This window comes from Erysipelatoclostridium sp. MSK.23.31 (assembly GCF_019125875.1).
Classification (GTDB): domain Bacteria; phylum Bacillota_I; class Bacilli_A; order Erysipelotrichales; family Coprobacillaceae; genus Thomasclavelia; species Thomasclavelia ramosa.
This window is the reverse complement of the sequence record NZ_JAHOCB010000002.1, coordinates 165,685-188,093: the sequence shown is the minus strand read 5'-3', so window position 1 is coordinate 188,093 and position 22,409 is coordinate 165,685. Positions and strand designations below refer to the sequence as shown.

Annotated in this window: 23 protein-coding genes and 1 other annotated feature; of the genes, 20 read left to right on the top strand and 3 right to left on the bottom strand. The window is 31.8% G+C overall.

The genetic code is table 11. The annotated features are described in order from the left end of the window. Window position 1: 1 nt before the first annotated feature. From KSU54_RS02295 to KSU54_RS02285, 3 genes are all read left to right on the top strand, one after another. Window positions 2–1,297: a dicarboxylate/amino acid:cation symporter gene (locus tag KSU54_RS02295; RefSeq protein ID WP_003536489.1), complete on the top strand. Its 1,296-nt coding sequence runs from the start codon at window positions 2–4 to the stop codon at window positions 1,295–1,297. A 65-nt stretch (window positions 1,298–1,362) separates the two neighbouring features. Beyond that, window positions 1,363–2,139 (top strand): pentapeptide repeat-containing protein, encoded by a 777-nt coding sequence (locus KSU54_RS02290; RefSeq protein WP_008791402.1) that lies wholly within the window; start codon window positions 1,363–1,365, stop codon window positions 2,137–2,139. Window positions 2,140–2,166: 27 nt separating this feature from the next. Further along, window positions 2,167–3,735 carry a DUF975 family protein gene (locus KSU54_RS02285; protein WP_003536493.1) on the top strand — a complete coding sequence of 523 codons (1,569 nt, stop codon included), beginning with the start codon at window positions 2,167–2,169 and terminating at the stop codon, window positions 3,733–3,735. Here KSU54_RS02285 and KSU54_RS02280 read toward each other — a convergent pair. After that, window positions 3,732–4,385 carry a GNAT family N-acetyltransferase gene (locus tag KSU54_RS02280; protein ID WP_003536495.1) on the bottom strand — a complete coding sequence of 218 codons (654 nt, stop codon included), beginning with the start codon at window positions 4,383–4,385 and terminating at the stop codon, window positions 3,732–3,734. The two genes, KSU54_RS02285 and KSU54_RS02280, sit on opposite strands and share 4 nt — an antisense overlap. A 70-nt stretch (window positions 4,386–4,455) precedes the next feature. On the opposite strand from KSU54_RS02280, the gene KSU54_RS02275 reads away from it, so the two are divergent. The 8 genes from KSU54_RS02275 (at window position 4,456) to KSU54_RS02240 (ending at window position 12,682) form a co-directional block, all read left to right on the top strand. Continuing rightward, complete coding sequence (locus tag KSU54_RS02275; RefSeq protein WP_003536497.1) at window positions 4,456–5,265, top strand: MerR family transcriptional regulator; 810 nt, start codon at window positions 4,456–4,458, stop codon at window positions 5,263–5,265. A 107-nt stretch (window positions 5,266–5,372) separates the two neighbouring features. Further along, the gene (locus KSU54_RS02270) at window positions 5,373–6,485 is read left to right on the top strand and encodes a 5-methyltetrahydropteroyltriglutamate--homocysteine S-methyltransferase (RefSeq protein ID WP_008791404.1); all 1,113 of its coding nucleotides are present in this window, start codon (window positions 5,373–5,375) and stop codon (window positions 6,483–6,485) included. Continuing rightward, window positions 6,485–8,752, top strand: coding sequence for a 5-methyltetrahydropteroyltriglutamate--homocysteine S-methyltransferase (gene metE / locus KSU54_RS02265; protein ID WP_117791870.1), 2,268 nt, complete (start codon window positions 6,485–6,487; stop codon window positions 8,750–8,752). The genes KSU54_RS02270 and metE overlap by 1 nt, the downstream gene beginning before the upstream one ends. A gap of 43 nt (window positions 8,753–8,795) precedes the next feature. Beyond that, window positions 8,796–9,713 (top strand): LysR family transcriptional regulator, encoded by a 918-nt coding sequence (locus tag KSU54_RS02260; protein WP_003536502.1) that lies wholly within the window; start codon window positions 8,796–8,798, stop codon window positions 9,711–9,713. Window positions 9,714–9,793: 80 nt separating this feature from the next. Next, window positions 9,794–10,615, top strand: coding sequence for a helix-turn-helix domain-containing protein (locus KSU54_RS02255; RefSeq protein ID WP_003536504.1), 822 nt, complete (start codon window positions 9,794–9,796; stop codon window positions 10,613–10,615). Continuing rightward, the gene (locus tag KSU54_RS02250; protein ID WP_003536506.1) at window positions 10,608–11,498 is read left to right on the top strand and encodes a DMT family transporter; all 891 of its coding nucleotides are present in this window, start codon (window positions 10,608–10,610) and stop codon (window positions 11,496–11,498) included. The genes KSU54_RS02255 and KSU54_RS02250 overlap by 8 nt, the downstream gene beginning before the upstream one ends. Beyond that, complete coding sequence (locus KSU54_RS02245) at window positions 11,491–11,901, top strand: DUF2000 domain-containing protein (protein WP_003536507.1); 411 nt, start codon at window positions 11,491–11,493, stop codon at window positions 11,899–11,901. Before KSU54_RS02250 ends, KSU54_RS02245 begins: the two co-directional genes overlap by 8 nt. 58 nt (window positions 11,902–11,959) lie before the next feature. After that, entirely contained in the window at window positions 11,960–12,682 is a 723-nt protein-coding gene (locus KSU54_RS02240; RefSeq protein ID WP_003536509.1) for a phosphatase, read from the top strand. An 83-nt stretch (window positions 12,683–12,765) separates the two neighbouring features. On the opposite strand, the gene KSU54_RS02235 is transcribed toward KSU54_RS02240, so the two are convergent. After that, window positions 12,766–13,017, bottom strand: a complete 252-nt coding sequence (locus tag KSU54_RS02235) for a hypothetical protein (protein ID WP_003536511.1) — start codon at window positions 13,015–13,017, stop codon at window positions 12,766–12,768. Window positions 13,018–13,247: 230 nt separating this feature from the next. Continuing rightward, window positions 13,248–13,483 (top strand) — a binding site (T-box leader). Window positions 13,484–13,537: 54 nt separating this feature from the next. Here KSU54_RS02235 and KSU54_RS02230 point away from each other — a divergent pair. The 7 genes from KSU54_RS02230 to trpA are packed head-to-tail and all read left to right on the top strand — an operon-like array spanning window position 13,538 to window position 19,907. Beyond that, entirely contained in the window at window positions 13,538–15,001 is a 1,464-nt protein-coding gene (locus KSU54_RS02230; RefSeq protein WP_008791408.1) for an anthranilate synthase component I, read from the top strand. Further along, entirely contained in the window at window positions 15,001–15,576 is a 576-nt protein-coding gene (locus tag KSU54_RS02225; protein ID WP_003536515.1) for an anthranilate synthase component II, read from the top strand. Before KSU54_RS02230 ends, KSU54_RS02225 begins: the two co-directional genes overlap by 1 nt. Continuing rightward, window positions 15,569–16,576: an anthranilate phosphoribosyltransferase gene (gene trpD / locus KSU54_RS02220; protein ID WP_003536516.1), complete on the top strand. Its 1,008-nt coding sequence runs from the start codon at window positions 15,569–15,571 to the stop codon at window positions 16,574–16,576. The genes KSU54_RS02225 and trpD overlap by 8 nt, the downstream gene beginning before the upstream one ends. Before the next feature lie 13 nt (window positions 16,577–16,589). Then, on the top strand, window positions 16,590–17,390 hold the full coding sequence (gene trpC / locus KSU54_RS02215) for an indole-3-glycerol phosphate synthase TrpC (protein WP_003536518.1): 801 nt from the start codon (window positions 16,590–16,592) through the stop codon (window positions 17,388–17,390). Continuing rightward, entirely contained in the window at window positions 17,380–17,976 is a 597-nt protein-coding gene (locus KSU54_RS02210) for a phosphoribosylanthranilate isomerase (RefSeq protein ID WP_003536520.1), read from the top strand. Before trpC ends, KSU54_RS02210 begins: the two co-directional genes overlap by 11 nt. Beyond that, window positions 17,963–19,147, top strand: a complete 1,185-nt coding sequence (gene trpB, locus KSU54_RS02205) for a tryptophan synthase subunit beta (protein ID WP_003536521.1) — start codon at window positions 17,963–17,965, stop codon at window positions 19,145–19,147. The genes KSU54_RS02210 and trpB overlap by 14 nt, the downstream gene beginning before the upstream one ends. Next, window positions 19,140–19,907: a tryptophan synthase subunit alpha gene (trpA, locus tag KSU54_RS02200; protein ID WP_003536523.1), complete on the top strand. Its 768-nt coding sequence runs from the start codon at window positions 19,140–19,142 to the stop codon at window positions 19,905–19,907. Before trpB ends, trpA begins: the two co-directional genes overlap by 8 nt. Before the next feature lie 164 nt (window positions 19,908–20,071). Here the strand turns inward: trpA and KSU54_RS19105 are convergent, their stop codons facing one another. Continuing rightward, window positions 20,072–20,206, bottom strand: a complete 135-nt coding sequence (locus tag KSU54_RS19105; protein WP_003536526.1) for a hypothetical protein — start codon at window positions 20,204–20,206, stop codon at window positions 20,072–20,074. 245 nt (window positions 20,207–20,451) lie between these two features. Here KSU54_RS19105 and KSU54_RS02195 point away from each other — a divergent pair, with 245 nt between their 5' ends. Together KSU54_RS02195 and KSU54_RS02190 are read left to right on the top strand one after the other, a co-directional pair. Beyond that, window positions 20,452–21,738 carry a TrkH family potassium uptake protein gene (locus KSU54_RS02195; RefSeq protein ID WP_226825652.1) on the top strand — a complete coding sequence of 429 codons (1,287 nt, stop codon included), beginning with the start codon at window positions 20,452–20,454 and terminating at the stop codon, window positions 21,736–21,738. A gap of 10 nt (window positions 21,739–21,748) precedes the next feature. Further along, window positions 21,749–22,393, top strand: coding sequence for a potassium channel family protein (locus KSU54_RS02190; RefSeq protein WP_003536530.1), 645 nt, complete (start codon window positions 21,749–21,751; stop codon window positions 22,391–22,393). Window positions 22,394–22,409: the final 16 nt, after the last annotated feature.

Here is a 22,409-nt window from a genome sequence, read left to right as displayed (position 1 = left end):
GATGGCATTAAAGAAAGCGAAGAAAAAAATTGGTTTAACTACAAAAATATTTATTGCCTTGATAGCGGGGGCAATTTTAGGAATAATACTATTTAACTTACCCGCTGGTTCAGTTCGGGATGATATTGTTATTGATGGTATTTTATATGTGATTGGACAAGGCTTTATTAAATTGATGAAGATGCTTGTAGTGCCGTTAGTTTTTTGTTCTTTGGTATGTGGAAGCATGGCAATCGGAGATACAAAAAAACTTGGTTCAGTAGGCGTTAGAACGATTGTTTTTTATCTTTTTACAACAGCGTTAGCAATCACAGTAGCTTTATTGATTGGTAATTTGATAAATCCTGGACTTGGATTAGATATGTCAGCTGTTCAATCAACTGCTGCAAATGTAGGGACAACAGAATCTACAACACTTGTTGAAACACTTTTAAACATTATTCCAGATAATCCAATTAGTGCATTATCAAATGGCAATATGCTTCAAATTATTGTTTTTGCTTTATTAGTTGGCGTTATTTTAGCTAAGTTAGGTGAACGTGCTGAAGTGGTTGGTAACTTTTTCAGTCAGTTTAATGATATTATGATGGAGATGACTATGATGATTATGGCAATTGCACCATTAGGAGTATTTTGTTTAATTGCAAGGACTTTTGCGGGAATAGGATTTGGTGCTTTTTTACCATTAGGTAAGTATATGATTGCTGTCTTGATAGCATTGGCGGTTCAGTGTTTATTTGTATATTTAGGCTTACTCAAATTATTTACGGGATTAAACCCGATTAAATTTATTAAAAACTTTTTTCCGGTTATGGCTTTTGCTTTTTCAACTGCCACTTCAAATGCGACCATCCCTTTATCAATAGATACGTTAGCTAAAAAAATGGGAGTTTCAAAGAGAATTTCCTCATTTACAATTCCTTTAGGGGCTACGATCAATATGGATGGTACGGCAATCATGCAGGGAGTGGCAGTCGTCTTTGCGGCACAAGCCTTTGGAATCAATCTAGATCTAACAGATTACATAACCGTAATTGGAACAGCTACATTAGCTTCAATTGGGACAGCGGGAATTCCAAGTGTTGGATTAGTTACTTTAACGATGGTATTTAATTCAGTTGGGTTGCCAGTGGAAGCGATTGGGATGATCATGGGAATTGACCGTATTTTAGATATGACACGAACAGCAGTTAACATTACAGGTGATGCTGTTTGTACAACAATTGTGGCACATCAAAATAAAGCAATCAATCGTAATATTTTTGATAATAGTGATATAAAAAGAGTTAGTGAATAGTTTGTAATAATCATGTATAATAAAAGGTGAAGATAGGATCTTCATCTTTTATTTTGGAGGATATTATGAATAAGTTATCTGGTTTGAAAACAGACTGTTGTGGTTGTAGAGGATTTTGTTGTCGAGCACTATTCTTTTTTAAAAGTGATGGTTTTCCTTATGATAAACCAGCAAAAAGAAATTGTAAAAATTTATTAGCAGATTATCGTTGCAAAATACATGACCAGCTAGAAATTGTAAATTATTATGGTTGTATAAACTACGATTGTCTTGGAGCGGGACAAAAGACAGCCCTGTTCAAAGAAGATGACCAGCTTCTATTTGAAGTATTTGAAGTTATGGTACAGCTGCATGAAATTTTATGGTATTTATATGTTGGTAAAAATTTTGTACAAAGTCAACGATTAAATGAACAGCTCGAAACATATTATCAGATGATTGAATCATTAACTTATTTAGATGCCGAAGAAATCCTTGCACTTGACTTAAATAAGTATCGGCAATTAGTAAATCCTTTATTACAGGAAGTCTATTGTCAAATGAATAAAGATATTCAAATTAAACCATTGCAAGCTAGAAAAACAGTACTGAATCGTGCTGATTTTATGGGTTGTGATTTACATGAAAAAGATTTACGTGGACAAGATTTTAAGGGGGCCTTTTTAATTGGGGCAAATTTGTCTAATTGTGATTTATGTGGTGTTAATTTTTTAGGAAGTGATGTAAGAAAGATGGATATTAGAAATAGTGATTTATCAAAAAGTCTATTTCTAACACCAGCTCAAATAAGTGCATGTGTTATTAATCGGTACACAAAATTGCCGGAATATATAGGCTATTAGTAAATTTGTAAGAGGGAGAAGATAAAGATGGACAGAGTAGGAATTAAATTATGGGCTAAAGAAAAAACACGATCGAATAAATGGAATATTTGGAAAGGTTTTTTAGCTATATTTGCGGCTTCACTAGGACTTTCTTTTATTGCTTTATTACTATTTTCAGTAATGATCGACATTGGGGGAAGCAGTTATTATGATACTTTTACTTTTATGGATCTAGCTGTGACAGTGGGAGTATTTGCTTTATATTTTTTAGTAATTGGTTTTTCAGTCAATATATATCGTTATATCAAAAAAATTGTGCAGGAGGATATTGCTGATCTTAATGAATTGAGAGCACCTATAGGGCAATATTTTAAACAGGGATTTGGTGTTCTGGCTGTTGGACTTATTTGTGTTTTAGGAACATTGGCATTTGTTGTTCCAGGAATTATTTTGGGATTAGGGTTATCAATGACACCTTATCTTTTAGCAAATTATCCTAGTTTATCAATTTTTGAAGCAATTACAACAAGCTGGAAAATGATGCAAGGAAAGAAAATGAAATGTTTTGTCTTATTTTTTAGTTTTTATGGCTGGATTTTATTAAGTACAGTAACACTGGGAATATTATTTATTTGGTTATTGCCATATATGACATTAACATTTAATAAATTCTTTTTAGAAAACGAGAATGAATTTTATGGTGTAGTTAACAGTAACAATAATGTAAGTAGTAATGATATTGAAGAGTTTGCTTTATTAAATAATTTGAAACTTGATACACGTAATAATGTATATGGAATGTTTAATGATTATCCAGTAGTAGTGATGTTTGGGAGTGCTAACAATGACCTAATTATTACAATCGATACTATTGGGGAAGATCGAACTGCTCTAGATGAATATTTTAATAATTTAAGAACAATATTAACAAACATTAAAACTATTAATTATAGTAATGGAACAATTACCTTAAGTGCTTTGCGAAGTGAGGAATTACATGAAGTATATGAGATTTTAAATCGAATTACTTTAAAGTTAAGAGATCTGGGCTTCCTTCCAAGTTGTGGAACTTGTCATATTAATAAACCAACTTCATTCTATGAGTATCATGGTCAATTGATGAATATGTGTGATGACTGTAGAGATGCAATCAGTACCCAAGCTGAAGAAATCGTTGAGGACAGTAGCCGAGGAATCATTGGTGCTGTGGCTGGTGCTCTAATTGGTGGTGTGCTTTGGGCATTGGTGTATCAAATCGGTTTTATCGTCGCATTCTTAGGTTATTTAATTGTTTTTTTAGCGATAAATGGTTATCAGCGAATGGCTGGTAAAATTTCTAAAAAAGGATTAATAATTTCAATTATTTGTAGCGTTTTGGTACTGTTTTTTGCAGAATCAATCAGCTTAGGGCTAAAAATTAAAGATCTGATGCAATTACAAAGTATTTTTACTGCATTTTCATATATTCCTTACTTCCTTTCATTCAGTGAAATCTTTGCTATTGTAGTTAGAGATATAGTCCTTGGATTAATCTTTATGGGATTAGGAAGCTGGCAATATATTTATAAGATTAAAAAGTCTTTGGATGAAGAAAATCTAAATAAACTCGATTAAACAGTTTCAGTAGAAACTGTTTTTTTGCACAAGTAGTCATAAATAAAAAAATGCATTACGTTTTTTTCATTGTTGATTTTAAAACAGTGAGTTTGTTCAACTCGGCGCATCATCCCTAGATGCTCATAGAAATGATAATTACAGCTTGTATCAGTGTATAAATAAAATCTATTGATTTGTTGTTCTTGCATATAACTAATCAGTAGATTAAATAATTCTTTTCCAAGACCTAATCCCCGATACTGTGCATCAATTGCAAAGAAAGATAGCTCGCCTTGATAGTCTTGATTAGTTTGTTGTAACAAAACTTTATCAATATTATTGACAGCCTTAAATATTTTAGCTGTTTTTCGTCCCTCTTTTCTTATTAAGAGATTAAAAATATTGAATCCTTGTTTAACCCTATATTTAAAGGGACATTTATGTGTTTTGATATTTTTTCCCATAATAATGCCAATAGGCTGTTCCTTTAGCAAGGCAACAAGCGTAAAAGTTTGATTGCTTAAACAGCTGCTTAAGAAAATTTTTGATAGTAATTTAGCTATTTTGGAAGTACAAAACTCATCATAGTGCCATGCTTCACGAATAATTTTTTCAATTGCTAAATAGTCTTTTTTAATAATTGGTCTAAAAATAATTTGATTTTTCATACTATTCTCCTTTATTTAATATATAATTATCATAAAGTCTACAGTTACTGTAAAGTCAAGGAGGAACATAATGTTAAAAAATGAATCATTAAAACTAACTACTGCACAATTTGCTAAATTACATAAAATTAATAAGCGAACGCTACATTACTATGATGAAATTGATTTATTTAAACCAAAATTTAAAGGTGAAAATAATTATCGATATTACGATTATTTTCAAAGTATTGAATTAGAAAATATTCTAATGCTAAAGCAGTTAGATATGAGTATCAGCGAAATTAAAAGTTATCTAAATAATCCTAATGTTAATGATTTTGTAAATATTGCTGATGATAAAATACTAAAAATAGAACAAGATATTCGTCGTTTAAAACAAACAAAAAAGGTATTAGAGATAAAAAAGAATCAATTGTTGAAGAGTTCACGAGTTACTGATTTTGAAATCGAAATCGTTGAGCGCCAAGATGAATATTTATTAGTTTCAAATGAGCCTTTTATTCAATATGATGTTAAAGAAATTTTAGAATATTTGCAGCAGGCTTGGAATATAGAACAATATAAAGTAGGGTGTGGCAGTTATATTAGTATTGATAAAATTAAAAATAATGATTTTGAACATTACGATGGTCTGTTTATTTCCCTTCAAAACAAACGATATGGCAAAAACGTTTTATTACAATCTAAAGGAAAATATTTATGTGGTTATGTTAAAGGGGATTGGGATAAAATAGCTGTATTATATCGTAGTATGTTAAACTTTGCAAAAAAGGAAAACTTGAAATTAATAGGATATGCTTTTGAAAGAGGTCTCAATGAATTTGCAATCAATAGTATTGATGAGTATTTTACTGAAATATCAATTAAGATTAGTGAATAAACTAATCTTTTTTATATATAGTTTTAAACTATATATAACCCTATGTTTTAAGTATTTTTCAATAATAAAAAGATTTGTTATCCTATGTACACAAGGAGTGTGATAACATGAATAAAATACCGTATCGATATGATATAGTTGGAAGTTTTTTAAGAAGCGAGCGTTTAAAACATGCTCGTGAGAATTTCAATAATAATTTAATTAGTAAAAATGAATTAAAAAAAATTGAAAATGAAGAGATTTTAAAATTAGTAAAAAAAGAAGAGGCAGCTGGTTTAAAAGCTGTAAGTGATGGTGAATTTCGTCGGAGTTATTGGCATCTTGATTTTTTGGCAGGTTTAACAGGTGTTAAAAAAATTGAAGCTGAAAAATGGTCAGTTGATTTTAAAGGGGTTCAGCCCAAGGCGGCGACTTTAAAAATTATTGATAAAATTGATTTTGAAGATCATGAATTTTTAGAACATTTCGAATATTTAAATTCAATCATTGAAAATGGTGTAACAGCAAAAATGACGATTCCAGCACCAACGATGCTACATTTAATTGCCTGCGTTAGAACAAAAGAATATCAGCCAATTGCAAGATATCAGGATGATGAACAATTGATTGTAGATTTAGCTATGGCTTATCAAAAGATTATTCAGGCTTTTTATGATCGAGGATGTCGGTATTTACAGCTTGATGATACTTCATGGGGAGAATTTTGTTCAAAAGAAAAACGGGAGGAATATGCTAATTGTGGGATTGATGTAGGAGCACTGGTCAAAAAATATGTATATTTAATTAACTTATCGATTGTTAATAAGCCAGATGATATGAATATAACAATTCATATTTGTCGTGGTAACTTCAGATCAACTTGGTTTTCATCAGGGGGGTATGAACCAGTTGCTAAGGAATTATTTGGTAACTGTAAGGTAGATGAGTTTTTCTTAGAGTATGATAGTGATCGTTCAGGTGATTTTACACCACTTAGATTTATTAAAGATCAAGTAGTTGTTTTAGGATTAATTACATCAAAATTTTCAGAATTGGAAGATAAGGAAATGATAAAAGCAAGAATTAACGAAGCTAGTCAGTTTGTAGCTTTAGATCAATTATGCTTGAGTACCCAATGTGGCTTTGCATCAACTGAAGAAGGAAATAATTTAACTGAAGATCAGCAGTGGGCTAAAATTGCATTAGTCAAAGAAATTGCTGAAGAAGTGTGGGGAAAATAATGAAAACAGCAGTTATTGGATATCCAAGAATTGGATCAAATCGAGAATTAAAATTTGCTACAGAGCGGTATTTAAAGGGACAGATTGAACAAAGTGAGTTATTACAAATTGCCCAAAATTTAAGAAAAGAACATTGGGTTGAACAAGATAACCAAAAAATAGATTATATTTCTTCAAACGATTTTTCATTTTATGATAATGTTTTAGATACAGCCTATTTACTAAATATCATTCCTAAACGATATCAAGAATTACAATTGAATTCATTAGATCAATATTTTGCAATGGCACGAGGCTATCAAGGGGAAAATGGAGATGTTAAAGCTTTAGCAATGAAAAAATGGTTTAATACTAATTATCATTATTTAGTACCGGAAGTTGATGATCAAGTTGAAATTAGCTTAAATGGAACTAAGATTTTTGATGAGTTTCAAGAAGCACTTGATTTAGGGATTAAGACCAAACCAGTCATTGTTGGACCATATACTTTAATGAAATTATTACGTTTTACAGGGACACTAACTTATCAAGATATTCTTGATGATCTTATAAATGGGTATTTAGAGGTTATTAAGAAATTGAGGGATTTAGGTGCTTCATGGATTGAGGTTGATGAACCAGCACTAGTTTTTGATTTAAGTGATAAAGATATTATCTTGTTTAAAGAAATATATACTAAAATTTTAGATAATAAAGAGTCAGTAAAAATTTTATTACAGACATATTTTGGAGATATTCGTGACTGTTATCAAACAGTTTTAAATTTAGATTTTGATGGAATTGGATTAGATTTTATTGAAGGTAAGGAAAATTTAACTTTATTAGATCGTTACGGTTTTGATCAAAATAAAATCTTATTTGCAGGAGTAGTTAATGGTAAAAATATTTGGAAGAATGAATATGAAAAAACAGTTTCTTTAATTGAAAAAATAAAAAATAATGTCAATAAAATAGTTTTAAATACATCATGTTCCTTGATTCATGTCCCTTATACGATTGAAAATGAAAGGAATTTAGAGCAAATATATAAAAATAATTTTTCTTTTGCACAAGAAAAATTAAAAGAATTATTTCAATTAAAGGTAATTATGCGAATTGGAAAAGGACATAGTTATTATGTTGATAATTTAGCATTCTTTAAAGAGCCAAATAATCGTACTAATGAAGCAGTCCAAGCACGAATTGCAGCACTGAAAAAAGAAGACTTTATTCGCCTACCGGAATTTGAAGTACGTCGCCAAATTCAAAAAGAAAAATTTAAATTACCAATTTTACCAACTACAACAATTGGTTCATTTCCTCAAACCAAAGAAGTAAGAGCTAATCGCCGAGCTTATCGTAGTGGTGACATTGATGAACAGACATATGCGGAATTTAATCATCAGATGATTAAAGAATGGATCAAGTATCAAGAAGAAATAGACTTAGATGTTTTAGTACATGGAGAATTTGAAAGAAATGATATGGTTGAATATTTTGGTGAGAATCTAGATGGATATTTATTTACTGAGAATGGCTGGGTACAATCATATGGTACTCGTTGTGTTAAACCGCCAGTTATTTGGGGTGATATTTCTCGAGTGCGCCCGCTAACAGTAGATTATGCAGTATATACACAAGCTCTAACTAAAAAACCTGTTAAAGGAATGTTGACCGGTCCAGTAACAATGTTAAACTGGTCATTTCCGCGGATTGATATTTCTTTGGCAGAAACAACTTTACAACTGGCACTTGCAATCAAAGACGAGGTTTTAGATCTTGAAAATCATGGCATTAAAATTATTCAAATTGATGAAGCAGCACTGAGAGAAAAATTGCCATTACGAAAAAGGGATTGGCAAAGTGAATATCTTGATTGGGCAATTCCAGCATATCGCTTAGTTCATAGTAGTGTTCAAGCAGATACACAAATTCATAGCCATATGTGTTACAGTGAATTTGATGATATTATTCAAGCAATTGAAGATATGGATAGTGATGTTATTTCTTTTGAAGCTTCACGTTCTGATCTAACATTGATCGATACTTTAAATAGAGTTAATTTTAAAACTGAGATCGGGCCAGGAGTCTATGATATTCATTCTCCAAGAATTCCTAGTGTTGAAGAATTAGAAAGAGTTTTAACCTCGATGCTTGAAAAATTGTCTGCCAGCAAATTATGGATCAATCCAGATTGTGGCTTAAAGACCCGAGCTTATCCAGAAACTTTAGCTAGTTTAAAAAATATGGTCGAAGCAACTAAAAATATTCGTGCCAAACTTCAATAACTGAGTAAATAGTGTTAGAATAAGGCCAAAGGAAGTGAAGAAAATGACATTACAACAATTACGCTATGTGATTACGGTAGCTCAAAAAGGCTCAATTAGTGAAGCAGCTAAAGAATTATTTATTTCACAGCCTAGTTTATCTAATGCAATTAAAGAATTAGAGAAAGAGATGAAAATTATCATTTTCTCACGAACTAATAAGGGTATCATAATAAGTGATGAAGGATTGGAATTTTTAGGATATGCGCGTCAGGTTCTTGAACAAGCAGAACTTTTAGAAAATCGATATTTAGAAACAAAAAGTACTAAAAAGCGCTTTAATATTTCAACTCAGCATTATTCTTTTGCTGTTAATGCTTTTGTTGATTTAGTAAAAAAATATAGCGATAACGAATATGAATTTACAATTAGGGAAACTCGCACATATGAAATAATTGAAGATGTTAAAACTCTTAAAAGTGAAATTGGAATTCTTTATATAAATGATTTTAATCAAAAAGTTATTAATAAATTGTTAAAAGAAAACAATCTTATTTTTAATCAGCTTTTTATTGCTAAACCACATATTTTTGTTAGTAATACAAATCCATTAGCTCAAAAAGATATTGTGACTCTTGAAGATATTGAACCATTTCCTTATTTATCCTTTGAACAAGGACAATATAATTCATTTTATTTTTCTGAGGAAATTTTAAGCACTTTAGTACATCAAAAAATAATCAAAGTCAGTGATCGAGCAACTTTGTTTAATCTATTGATTGGTTTAGATGGGTATACTATTTCAACAGGGATTATTAGCGAAGAATTGAATGGTAAAAATATTATTGCGATTCCGCTTGCTGTTGATGAAACGATCAAGATTGGATACATTGTTCGAAATGATACAGCGCGCAGCTATTTAGGTCAAATTTTTATTGAAGCATTAAAACAAAATACTCAAGAATTGATGCAGGGAGTCTAGCTCCCTTTTTTATTTATGTCAATATCATTCAAGCAATATTTTAAAACTTGTGATATAGTAGCATTCAAGGAGGGATACAGGTGGTGGAAACTAGAACGATCGTATATGATGAACAATTACAAATTGAAGCATATCAGTTTGTTGGAATAATGCAAAAATTCCCTAATCATTTTCATGACTGTTATGTAGTTGGTTTTGTTGAAAAGGGCAATCGCCATTTGTCTTGTCGTGGGGATGAATATGATATGGAGCCAGGGGATATGCTGTTATTAAATCCTCGTGATAATCACACTTGTGAAAGTCGCGACGGTCAACCGCTTGATTATCGTTGTTTAAATATTGATGCAGATGTTATGGTGCGAGCAGTAAAAGAGGTTATAGGATGTAGCTATTTACCAAATTTTGAAAAACCAGTTGCTTTTCAAAGTGAGATGGTCGAATCTTTACGCACATTGCATCAAAGTGTGATGAAGAAAGAAACGGAGTTTTTGAAAGAAGAATTATTTTATATTTTGATAGAACAGCTGGTTAAAGAATATACTAATAACCAGCCGCTATTAAAAAGTCGATTTAGTGAGCCGATCAAATTAGTAAAAAAGCATTTAGATGATAATTTTATCAATCAAATTTCTTTAGATTCATTAAGTGAATTAGCACAGATGAATAAGTATACTCTAATTCGTAATTTTGCACGTTCTTTTGGGATAACTCCCTATCAATATCTTGAAACAATACGTGTTAATCATGCCAAAGAGCTACTTGAACAGGGTCTTAGTCCACTTGAGGCAGCAATGCTTTCGGGATTTAGTGATCAAAGTCATTTTACTCGTTTTTTTAAGAGCTTAATCGGCTTGACACCGAAACAGTATCAAAATATTTTTAAGGGGAAAGAGGATGAATAAGGATTTTTCAGGACATTTGGCTGCATTATTAACAATTTTTATTTGGGGAACAACATTTATTTCAACTAAAATTTTATTAACTGATTTTAAACCGATAGAAATATTATTTTTTCGTTTCTTGATAGGTTTATTTATTTTAATTTTGATTTATCCCAAAAGACTAAGAAAAACGACGAAGAAGCAAGAGTTGACATTTGCTCTAACGGGACTTTGTGGAGTTACTTTGTATTATTTATTAGAAAATATTGCACTAACATATTCGATGGCTTCAAATATCGGAGTGATAATCTCAATTGCACCGTTTTTTACGGCAATCTTATCACACTTTATTTTGAAAGAAGAGACATTGAATCAAAATTTTATAATTGGTTTTATGGCTGCAATGGTGGGGATTATGCTTATTAGTTTTAATGGCAGCAGTAATTTTAAGCTGAATCCATTGGGAGATATATTAGCATTACTGGCTGCTTTGGTCTGGGCTGTTTATTCAATTTTAACTAAACGAATTAGTGATTATGGTTATAGTACGATTCAGGTCACAAGAAGAACTTTTATGTATGGGGTAACATTTATGTTTTTGACATTGATACCTTTAGGATTTAAATTGGATTTAGGACGTTTTAGTAATCCAATTTATTTAGGAAATATCTTATTTTTAGGATTAGGTGCATCCGCTTTATGTTTTGTAACTTGGAATATGGCAGTAAAAATATTAGGTGCTGTAAAGACGAGTATCTACATATACATTGTACCAGTAGTTACAGTAGTGACTTCAATCATTGTTTTACATGAACAAATTACTTTAATGGCTTTCATCGGGACAGTACTGACTTTGATTGGATTATTTTTATCTCAAAAACGCGAGGTACAAAAGAATGGATAGAAAATGTGTTATGATAGTTGATAAAAATTTGCCACTAGGATTAATTGCTAATACAACTGCTATCTTAGGAACTGCTTTAGGCAAGTTAGAAGGGGAAATCGTTGGGACTGATGTATATGATATGAAAGAACATATACATCGTGGAATAGTAACGATTTCAATTCCAGTTTTGAAGGGTGATGAGTTTTTAATCAGAGAACTACTAAAACAGGCTAATTATTATCCTAATGAGGTATTAGTTATTGATTTTTGTGACCTTGCTCAAAGTTGTCGTGATTATTCAGAATATATTGATAAAATGAAGCTGGCTAGTGAAGCTTCGCTTAAATATTTTGGGATTTGTCTATATGGTACAAGGACACGAATTAATAAACTAACAGGAAATTTATCATTACTAAAATAGAAAAAAAGATGTTTTTAGCCACCAAATAGGCTATGATATAGCCATTGGAGGGATAAAAATGGAGAATATTGAATTAGATGTACATACACATACAATAGCAAGCGGGCATGCTTATTCATCACTTAGTGAAATGGTAGCTGGGGCGAAAGAAAAGGATATAAAATTATTAGGAATAGTAGAGCATGACCAGGGAATTCCAGGAACATGTGCTCCAATTTACTTCAAAAATCTAGATGTAATTCCTCGGGAGATAGAGGGAATTAAATTATTGTTAGGGATTGAAATTAATATTTTGGATCATCAAGGAAGACTTAGTATTACAGAAGATTTATATGATTATGTTGATTACTGCATGGCAGGAATTCATTTACATTGTTATGAGGCGGGAACAATTGAAGAAAATACACGGGCAGTGATCGAAACAATTAAAAATCCTCATATTAGTGTAATCGTTCACCCAGATGATGGTAAGTGCCCACTTGATTATGAGAAAGTAGTTTTAGCAGCTAAAAAGTATCATACTTTGTTGGAAGTGAATAATAATGCTTTACGTAGTCCATCTCGTCTAAATTCACGTGAAAATACACTTAAGATGCTACAATTATGCAAACAACATCGAGTTAAAATTATTTTAGGTAGTGATGCACATATTCATTTTGATATAAAAAATTATGATCAGATCGAGGAACTCTTAAAAGAAGTAGAGTTTCCAAAGGAATTAATTGTTAATTATCATATTGAAGATTTTTTAGAATATATAAAAAAACAAGTGAGATACTAATTCTCACTTGTTTTCATATTTGTTAAATTTATATCTGAAATTAATTAAACTCTATTAACTATTTTTTCATATTAGACTCAACCTTAGTGAGCCATTAATATAATTGGGGGTCTACGTTTCTTATTTAGTACGTAATCCTTTTTCATATTAATTCTTAGGATCATTGGAGCTACATAAGTATGAACCCTATGATAGATTGAAGATTTAGGATAAATAAATTCTTTTTCTTCAACCATCTCAGTTGTTGTTAACAGACGATATGTATTTAACAATGTATTGATTAAAATAATCAATGTATAAAGCATTAACACTGAAATTACATACATCTCATTCATATTATCAACTCCTTTCTACTAATCCTTTCCTCACCATTATATTAGCATATTTTATCCAAAAATGAAAGGGCTTTCAATGAAAAATGATTTTTTATTTTGATTAAATCAGTCTTTTTTTATTTTATGTAATAGGATTTTTTATTAATAAAAAAATGTACTATAATAAAAACATTCGATAAAATCATGATATTTTATTGACAGTAGAAAAATATCGGTATATCATATAGCCAAGAAAACCGATGAAGTGGAGATAAAAATAGATCGTGCACTTATAGAGAGCTTGGATGGTGGAATCAAGTAGAACGCAGCCTATTAAATGGACCACTGAGGGCAAAGTGAAAAGCGTTAGCCGAGTATTCTTTGACGTTAGACTTACGTCAGTAGTCATAGATGTGATAGCATCTACTAAGAGCACGATTGTATCGTGAACCAAGGTGGCACCGCGGAATATATATCCGTCCTTGACAGAAAATTATTTTCTGTCGGGACGGTTTTTTATTTACAAAGGAGGAAATTAGCGATGTATTATCCAACATTAGAACAGATTAAGGAAATTATTAAAACAGGAGACTACAACTTAGTTCCTGTCTGCAAGGAAATGTATGGTGATAGTATCACCCCAATTGAAGTGATGCGAATTTTAAAAAAACATAGTAAGCATTGTTATATGCTTGAAAGTGTTGATGATACAAAACGCTGGAGCCGTTATACCTTTATGGGATATGATCCTAAAAGTGAAATTACATGTTTAAATAATTTAATGAATGTCGATGGAAAGGAGTTCATGGTAACTCACCCTAAAGATTATTTAAAAAAGCTTTTGAAACAATATCAAAGTCCTAAGATAGCAGGGTTGCCAACATTTACTGGCGGACTGGTAGGATATTTTGCATATGATTATTTTAAATATAGTGAGCCGGTTTTAAATTTGAAAAGTGATGATAAAGAGGGGTTTAATGATGTCGATTTGATGTTATTTGACCAAGTTATTTGTTTTGACAATTATAAGCAAAAAATTGTTTTGATAGCTAATGTTGCAGTTGATGATTTGGAAAAAAGTTATCATGAGGCATTGGTAAAATTAGAAAAAATGCAAGCTTTAATTATTAGTGGTGTTAAAGCTAAAATTGAGCCATTAAGGCTAAAAAGTGATTTCAAAGCATTATTTGAACAAAATGAATATTGTAACATGGTAGAACGTGCTAAAAAGTATATTAAAGAAGGAGATATATTTCAAGTAGTTTTATCAAATTGTTTAGAGGCTGAAGTAACAGGGAGTCTTTTTGATACTTATCGTGTTTTACGAACGACCAATCCCTCTCCATATATGTTTTATTTTTTTAGCGATGATCAAGAATTTGCAGGGGCTTCACCAGAGACTTTGGTTAAGTTAGAAGATAAAAATCTTTATACTTATCCTTTAGCAGGAACACGACCCCGAGGAATGAATGAAAATGAAGATGTAAATTTTGAAGTATCTTTATTATCTGATCAAAAGGAATTAGCAGAGCATAATATGCTGGTTGACTTGGGGAGAAATGATATTGGTAGAATTTCTAAATTTGGCACGGTTAAAGTTGAAAAGTATCAGGAGATATTAAGATTTTCACATGTTATGCACATTGGTTCAACTGTCTCAGGGGTGATTCTTGAAAATAAAGATGCGATTGATGCAATCGATGCATTATTACCGGCAGGAACTTTATCAGGTGCCCCTAAAATAAGGGCTTGTCAAATTATTAACGAACTAGAAAATAATCGTCGCGGAATTTATGGTGGGGCTATTGGTTATATAGACTTTACTGGTAATCTTGATACTTGTATTGCAATTCGCTTAGTGTATAAAAAGAATGAAAAAGTATATGTCCGTAGTGGTGCGGGGATTGTTTATGATAGTGTTCCAGAAATTGAATATCAAGAATGTTTGAATAAGGCACAAGCTGTAATTAGCGCCCTAAATACAGCAAATGGAGGAATTGACTGATGATTTTACTAGTTGATAATTATGATAGTTTTGCTTATAACCTTTATCAGTTGATTGGTTCAATTGATCCAAATATTAAAGTAATTCGTAATGATGAGATGACTGTTGATGAAATTGAAAAAATAGATCCTAATACGATCGTAATATCGCCAGGACCTGGAAAACCTAGTGAGGCGGGAAATATTGAGGAAATAATTAAATATTTTTATAATAAAAAACCTATCTTAGGCGTATGTTTAGGGCATCAAGCAATTTGTGAAGCCTTTGGTAGTACAATTACTTATGCTAAAGAATTGATGCATGGCAAAAGTTCGATTATCAAAATGACTGATGATTTAATTTTTCAAGGGTTGAAACAGCAAACTAAAGTCGCACGTTATCATTCGTTGGCGGTTAAACGGGAAACTTTAGCTAAGGTCTTGAAAGCCATTGCACTGAGTGAAGATGGTGAAGTAATGGCAGTTAAGCATATTGATTATCCAGTATATGGGTTACAATTTCATCCTGAATCAATTTTAACTGATGATGGTAAAAAAATGATAGAAAACTTTTTGGGGGTAAAAGAAAATGATTAAAGAAGCGATTTTAAAATTATCGAAGAAGGTTGATCTAACTGCCGGTGAGGCACGTAGCTGTATGAATGAAATTATGAATGGTGAAGCCAGTGATGTTCAAATGAGCAGTTATTTGACAGCCTTAAGTTTAAAAGGAGAGACAATTGACGAGATCACTGGTAGTGCGGCAGGAATGCGAGAACACTGTATCAAACTACTAAATGATAAAGATGTTTTGGAGATTGTTGGTACTGGTGGAGATGGTTCAAACTCATTTAATATTTCTACGACATCTTCTCTTGTTATTGCAGCAAGTGGTGTAAAAGTGGCTAAACATGGGAACCGGGCAGCTAGCTCTAAATGTGGTGCTGCTGATGTTTTAGAAGCTTTGGGAGTAAAAATTGATGTAACTCCTGAAAAAAGTGCTACAATATTAAATGACATTAATATTTGCTTCTTGTTTGCTCAAAATTATCATATTGCAATGAAATATGTGGCTCCAGTAAGACGGGAATTAGGAATTAGGACAGTGTTTAATATTTTAGGGCCTTTGACTAATCCGGCAGGTGCTAATATGCAGGTAATGGGTGTATATGAAGAGGCATTAGTCGAACCATTGGCAGAAGTGTTAACTAATTTAGGAGTTAAACGTGCCATGGTAGTATATGGACAAGATAGTTTAGATGAAATATCATTATCAGCCCCAACAAGTGTATGCGAAGTTAAAGATGGTACTTATACTCGTTATACAATAACTCCAGAACAGTTTGGATTAACACGCTGCTGCAAAGAAGAATTAGTAGGTGGTACCCCTAAAGATAATGCTAAAATTACAAGGGATATTTTAAGTGGTGTCAAAGGACCTAAACGTGATGCTGTGTTGTTGAATGCGGGAGCTGCTATTTATATTGCCGGTCGTACAAAAACAATGCAGGAAGGAATCGAATTAGCTGCTAGATTGATTGATGATGGTAAAGCATTAGCTAAACTAGAGGAGTTCATTAACAAAACTAACATGTAGAAGGAGTTTTAAAATGATTATTGATGATATTGTAGAAAGAACTTTGGAAAGAGTAGCAGAAAACAAAAAACGTAATTCCATTGAAAAATTAGCTAAATTGGCTTTTGATAAGCCAATTAATAAAGATTATCCTTTTGAACGAGCTTTAAGAAGAGCTGGAATTTCTTATATTATGGAGATTAAACGGGCTTCACCGTCAAAAGGAGTGATTGCTCCAAATTTTGATTATAAAAGTATTGCAAAGGAATATGAAGATATTGGTGCAGCTGCAATTTCAGTAGTTACAGAGCCCGACTTTTTTAAAGGTGATGATGACTTTTTAGCTGAAATTGCTAAAATAGTCAAAATACCAGTACTTAGAAAAGATTTTGTTGTAGATGAATATATGATTTATGAAGCTAAACTATTAGGTGCAGATGCCGTATTACTAATTTGCAGTATTCTTGATGAAATAACGCTAATGCGCTGTTTGAATTTAGCAGAGCGTTTAGGGATGAGTGCTTTGGTTGAAGCCCATAGTTCAATGCAGGTAAAGAAGGCATTGCGTGTTGGTGCTAAGATCATTGGTGTTAATAACCGTGATTTGAGAAATTTTGAAGTTGATCTAAATAACAGTATTGAATTACGTTCGATGGTACCAGAAAATATTATTTTTGTTTCTGAAAGTGGGATTAAGACATATGATGATATAAAAACGTTAGAAGAAAATAATGTTGATGCTGTATTAGTTGGAGAAACTTTAATGCGATCTCATGATAAACGTAAGACTTTTGAAATCTTACAAGGATTACGTAAACCGGATAATGCAAATTAAAATTTGTGGCTTATTTCAAGTAGAAGATATAGATTATGTAAATGAGGCAAAACCTGATTATGTTGGATTTGTCTTTGCTAAAAGTAAAAGGCAAGTAGATATTCATCAAGCAGAAAAATTAAAAAATAAACTTGATTCAAATATAAAGGCTGTTGGGGTATTTGTTGACGAACAAATTAGTGAAATTACTGCTATTGTTAAAATGGGGATCATTGATCTTATTCAACTTCACGGTCATGAGGATAATGCTTATATTAAGCAGTTAAAACAGTCAGTGCAGATGCCGATTATTAAAGCCATCAAGGTGATTGAAAAGGATGATCTTAATAACCTGGATTATGAATGCGATTATTATTTACTGGATAGTAAAATAAGCGGTAGCGGTAAGTCATTTGACTGGTCACTAATCAAAGATTTAGATAAACCATTTTTTCTAGCGGGAGGAATTGATTTAGATAATTTAGATGAGGCAATGAGTAAAGCTGATTATGGAATAGATGTTAGTAGTGGGGTAGAAACTAACGGAATCAAAGATCGTAATAAAATTATAGAAATAGTAAGGAGAACAAAAAATGGAAACAGGTAGATATGGAATACATGGGGGTCAATATATTCCAGAAACATTAATGAATGAAATCCATAATGTTGAAAAAGCATATGAATTTTATAAAAATGATCCTGAGTTTAATCGAGAGTTAGAAAAATTATTGAAAGAATACGCAGGGCGCCCATCGTTGTTATATTATGCTAAAAAAATGACAGAAGATTTAGGTGGTGCGAAAGTATATTTAAAACGTGAAGATTTAAATCATACAGGATCTCATAAAATCAATAATGTTTTAGGTCAAGTTTTGATGGCAAAAAAGATGGGGAAAACTCGTGTTATTGCTGAAACTGGGGCTGGTCAGCATGGAGTTGCAACAGCTACGGCTGCCGCTTTACTAGGTTTAGAGTGCGAAATTTTTATGGGCAAAGAAGATACTGATCGTCAGGCTCTAAATGTGTATCGAATGGAGTTGTTGGGTGCAACAGTTCATAGTGTAACAAGTGGAACAATGACATTAAAAGATGCTGTTAATGAAACAATGCGTGAGTGGACAAAAAGAGTTGATGATACTTTATATGTATTAGGCTCAGTAATGGGACCACATCCATTTCCGATGATTGTTCGGGATTTTCAAAGTATTATTTCTAAGGAAGCACGTGAACAAATCTTAGAAGATGAAGGAAAGTTACCAACAGCTGTTATGGCTTGTGTTGGTGGTGGAAGTAATGCAATGGGGATGTTCTATAATTTTATTAATGATCAGGAAGTTCAGTTGATTGGCTGTGAGGCTGCTGGTAAAGGAGTTGATACTGCTTTAACTGCAGCTACGATCAATACTGGATCATTAGGGGTTTTCCATGGAATGAAATCATATTTTTGTCAAGATGAATATGGACAAATCGCTCCTGTTTATTCAATTTCAGCAGGTCTAGATTATCCTGGAATAGGGCCTGAACATGCTAATCTACATGATATTGGTCGAGCTCAGTATGTACCAGTTAGTGATGATGAAGCAGTGGCTGCTTTTGAATACTTAGCTCGTACAGAGGGGATTATTTGTGCAATTGAGAGTGCTCATGCTGTAGCACATGCTCGTAAAATTGTACCATCAATGGATAAAGAAGATATTGTTATTATTTGTTTATCCGGCCGTGGTGATAAAGATGTAGCTGCAATTGCTAGATATCAGGGGGTGGATATTCATGAGTAGAATTAGTGAAGCCTTTAATAATAAAAAAGCTTTTATTGGATTTTTAACTGCTGGAGATCCTTATCAAAAAATGACAGTTGAATATATCTTAGAAATGGAAAAAGCAGGAGCATCATTGATTGAAATTGGAATTCCTTTTAGTGATCCAATTGCTGAAGGACCGGTGATTCAGGAAGCTAATATACGAGCATTATCGAAAGGAATGACAACCGATCAGGTTTTTGAAATTGTAGCTGAGGTTCGTAAACATTCGAATATTCCGCTTTGTTTGATGACTTATTTAAATCCAGTTTTCCACTATGGATATGATGAATTTTTTAAAAAATGTCAAGAAACCGGAGTTGATGGGATCATCATTCCTGATTGCCCGTATGAAGAAAGTAAGGAAGTTAGTGATATTTGTTATAAATATGATGTTGATTTAATCTCTATGATTGCTCCAACATCAAAAGAGCGAACACTTGAAATAGCAGCCCAGGCAAAAGGTTTTATTTATTTAGTTTCTTCAATGGGAGTTACAGGTATGCGAAGCAATATTGTTACAGATATTGAAGGAATTGTTGAATCAATTAAAACGGTTACTGATACACCAGTAGCGGTAGGATTCGGCATTAATAGTCCAGCACAAGTGAAGCATTTTGGAAATATTGCTGATGGTGTAATTGTTGGCAGTGCAATTGTTAATTTAATTAAAGAACATGGTGATCGTGCGCATCAACCATTATTTAATTACATCCAGACACTGATTAAGGAATTATAAAAGGATAATTAGAAGGGATTAAATTATTGAAATTTTAATTAGTTTAGACTGTTAATAATAGTTCGTTTAAAAAAATGAATTTGATTTATAGTATAAAATAAAACTAAAAAACAGCAATCTATCGGATTGCTGTTAAATTTAGTTTAAATTAACTTAAAAAAGTATTATTTTGATAAGGGTTTATTTGAATGATTGTCTTTAATAGTCAAATGATCTAATAAGGTGTCTAACGAACCGGTTAATAAATAGCCCCCGCCTAAAATAATAATCATTAAAATTAATAGTCCAACTGTTTCCATACTACCACCTCTATAGATAAAATACCAAAAATAGTATAAAAATGACGTAAGATATTCACTAATAAGATTAAGATTGTATAAAGATAATTTCTATCTTTATACAATCTTAATACTATTGAGGAAATCTTTATTTTATATTTATGAATAGTTTAGTATAGTGAACTTATAAGATAAAGTATAGGTAAAGGGAGCGATGTCCTATCAAAGAAAAACTAACTGAGAAATTATTGCATGGTCTTACGCCAATGAAGATTATTTTCTATGGTTTTTGTATTATTATTTTAATGGGGACGATTCTCTTGAGTCTCCCAATCTCGTTGAAAGAAAACCAGGAAGTTTCAATAATGACTTCTTTTTTTACTGCCACTTCAGCAACTTGTGTGACAGGCTTGATTCGGGTAGATACATATAGTCATTGGAGCTGGTTTGGCCAGTTTATAATTATTTTATTGATTCAAATTGGTGGTATTGGTTTTATGACTTTTTGTATTTATGCTTTAACATTAGCTAAAAAGAAGATAGGAATTATTAGTCGTTCAATCATGCAGAATTCAATTTCTTCTCCACATGTTGGGGGAATTGTAAAAATGACAAAATTTATTATCTTGGCGACTTTTTTTATTGAAGCGTTAGGGGCTTTTTTTCTTTCATTTATTTTTTGTCCAAAATTAGGATTGGTTAAAGGTTTGTGGTTCTCAATTTTTCATAGTATTTCAGCGTTTTGTAATGCAGGATTTGATTTAATGGGTAATTTTGAACCATATAGTTCGCTAGTTTCTTTTCAAGATAATTGGTATCTGAATATGATTATTATGCTCTTAATCATTATTGGGGGTCTAGGTTTTTTGGTTTGGAAAGATATTATTGATAATCGTGGACATTTTTCTAAAATGCGATTACATACTAAAATAGTTATTACAACCACAATAATTTTAATATTCGGAGGAGCACTATTTATTTATTTTTGTGAGCAGGGGAATGCAACTATTTTAAGTTCGTTATTTCAATCTGTAACTGCTCGTACAGCAGGATTTAATACAGTTGATTTATCGAAGATTAGAGAAACAACACAATTAATCATAATTATATTAATGTTTGTAGGTGGTTCTTCAGGTTCAACTGCTGGGGGAATCAAAACAACAACTATTGCAGTAATGCTAGTTAACATTATAAGTATGTTTAAACAAAAGAAAGGTGTTGAAGTTTTTAAACGGCGAATTAGTGATGAAATAGTAAAAATGGCAAGTTGTGTTTTAATGGCATATTTAGTGTTGACTTTGATTGTTTCATTGATTATATGTCAGCTTGAAAATATTTCTTATATAACGGTATTATTTGAATGTGTTTCAGCTATAGCAACTGTTGGATTGACGATTGGAATAACTTCACAACTTGGCGTTATTTCACAGTGTCTATTGGCCTTATTAATGCTCTTTGGACGAGTTGGTTCAATTACGTTCCTGCTTGCTTTTGCTTCGAATAGGGTGACGCCATTAGCAAAAGCACCAGCTGAAAAAATTCAAATAGGATGATGGAGGAACTATGAAATCTGTATTAGTAATCGGCTTAGGACGCTTTGGACGTCATTTGTCAAGAAAATTTATTGAAGAAGGAAATGCTGTTTTAGCAATTGAAAAAGATGAAACAAGAGCTGATTGGGCGGTTAATATTGTTAATGAAATTCAAATCGGTGATGCGACTAATGAAGATTTTATTAAATCTTTAGGAGTTAATAATTTTGATATTTGTGTAGTTGCAGTTGGCGATAATTTTCAAACGGCTTTAGAAATCACTGTACTATTAAAAGATTTTGGGGCTGAATATATAATTGCCAGAGCGAGTCGTGATGTTCACCGTAAATTATTACTTCGCAATGGAGCTGATCATGTTGTTTATGCAGAACGGGAAATTGCTGAAAAAATAGCAATTAAATATGGAGCAAAAAATGTTTTTGATTATTTAGAATTAACACCTGATATTGCGATTTATGAAATTAAGATTCCAGAGAGCTGGTTGAATAAAACAATTATCGAAAAGGCAGTTAGGACGAGATACCATGTTAGTATCTTAGCTACTAAAAAGAATGGGAGAATTTTTCCTTTGCCACCAACAAATCATGTATTTGCCGCTGATGAAACATTGATTGTTATGGGCACTGCAAAATCAATTAAAGAAATTACGCGTTAGCAAAATTGTGTTATAA

What these genes read in the sequence shown, in the direction of transcription:
- KSU54_RS02210 (WP_003536520.1), top strand. Translation starts at nt 17,380, where the DNA reads ATGCAAATTAAAATTTGTGGCTTATTTCAAGTAGAAGATATAGATTAT.
- KSU54_RS02290 (WP_008791402.1), top strand. Translation starts at nt 1,363, where the DNA reads ATGAATAAGTTATCTGGTTTGAAAACAGACTGTTGTGGTTGTAGAGGA.
- KSU54_RS02250 (WP_003536506.1), top strand. Translation starts at nt 10,608, where the DNA reads ATGAATAAGGATTTTTCAGGACATTTGGCTGCATTATTAACAATTTTT.
- KSU54_RS02285 (WP_003536493.1), top strand. Translation starts at nt 2,167, where the DNA reads ATGGACAGAGTAGGAATTAAATTATGGGCTAAAGAAAAAACACGATCG.
- KSU54_RS02295 (WP_003536489.1), top strand. Translation starts at nt 2, where the DNA reads ATGGCATTAAAGAAAGCGAAGAAAAAAATTGGTTTAACTACAAAAATA.
- KSU54_RS02190 (WP_003536530.1), top strand. Translation starts at nt 21,749, where the DNA reads ATGAAATCTGTATTAGTAATCGGCTTAGGACGCTTTGGACGTCATTTG.
- trpC (WP_003536518.1), top strand. Translation starts at nt 16,590, where the DNA reads ATGATTATTGATGATATTGTAGAAAGAACTTTGGAAAGAGTAGCAGAA.
- KSU54_RS02275 (WP_003536497.1), top strand. Translation starts at nt 4,456, where the DNA reads ATGTTAAAAAATGAATCATTAAAACTAACTACTGCACAATTTGCTAAA.
- metE (WP_117791870.1), top strand. Translation starts at nt 6,485, where the DNA reads ATGAAAACAGCAGTTATTGGATATCCAAGAATTGGATCAAATCGAGAA.
- trpA (WP_003536523.1), top strand. Translation starts at nt 19,140, where the DNA reads ATGAGTAGAATTAGTGAAGCCTTTAATAATAAAAAAGCTTTTATTGGA.
- KSU54_RS02280 (WP_003536495.1), bottom strand. Translation starts at nt 4,385, where the DNA reads ATGAAAAATCAAATTATTTTTAGACCAATTATTAAAAAAGACTATTTA.
- KSU54_RS02225 (WP_003536515.1), top strand. Translation starts at nt 15,001, where the DNA reads ATGATTTTACTAGTTGATAATTATGATAGTTTTGCTTATAACCTTTAT.
- trpD (WP_003536516.1), top strand. Translation starts at nt 15,569, where the DNA reads ATGATTAAAGAAGCGATTTTAAAATTATCGAAGAAGGTTGATCTAACT.
- KSU54_RS02235 (WP_003536511.1), bottom strand. Translation starts at nt 13,017, where the DNA reads ATGAATGAGATGTATGTAATTTCAGTGTTAATGCTTTATACATTGATT.
- KSU54_RS02260 (WP_003536502.1), top strand. Translation starts at nt 8,796, where the DNA reads ATGACATTACAACAATTACGCTATGTGATTACGGTAGCTCAAAAAGGC.
- KSU54_RS02240 (WP_003536509.1), top strand. Translation starts at nt 11,960, where the DNA reads ATGGAGAATATTGAATTAGATGTACATACACATACAATAGCAAGCGGG.
- KSU54_RS02230 (WP_008791408.1), top strand. Translation starts at nt 13,538, where the DNA reads ATGTATTATCCAACATTAGAACAGATTAAGGAAATTATTAAAACAGGA.
- trpB (WP_003536521.1), top strand. Translation starts at nt 17,963, where the DNA reads ATGGAAACAGGTAGATATGGAATACATGGGGGTCAATATATTCCAGAA.
- KSU54_RS02245 (WP_003536507.1), top strand. Translation starts at nt 11,491, where the DNA reads ATGGATAGAAAATGTGTTATGATAGTTGATAAAAATTTGCCACTAGGA.
- KSU54_RS02270 (WP_008791404.1), top strand. Translation starts at nt 5,373, where the DNA reads ATGAATAAAATACCGTATCGATATGATATAGTTGGAAGTTTTTTAAGA.
- KSU54_RS19105 (WP_003536526.1), bottom strand. Translation starts at nt 20,206, where the DNA reads ATGGAAACAGTTGGACTATTAATTTTAATGATTATTATTTTAGGCGGG.
- KSU54_RS02195 (WP_226825652.1), top strand. Translation starts at nt 20,452, where the DNA reads ATGAAGATTATTTTCTATGGTTTTTGTATTATTATTTTAATGGGGACG.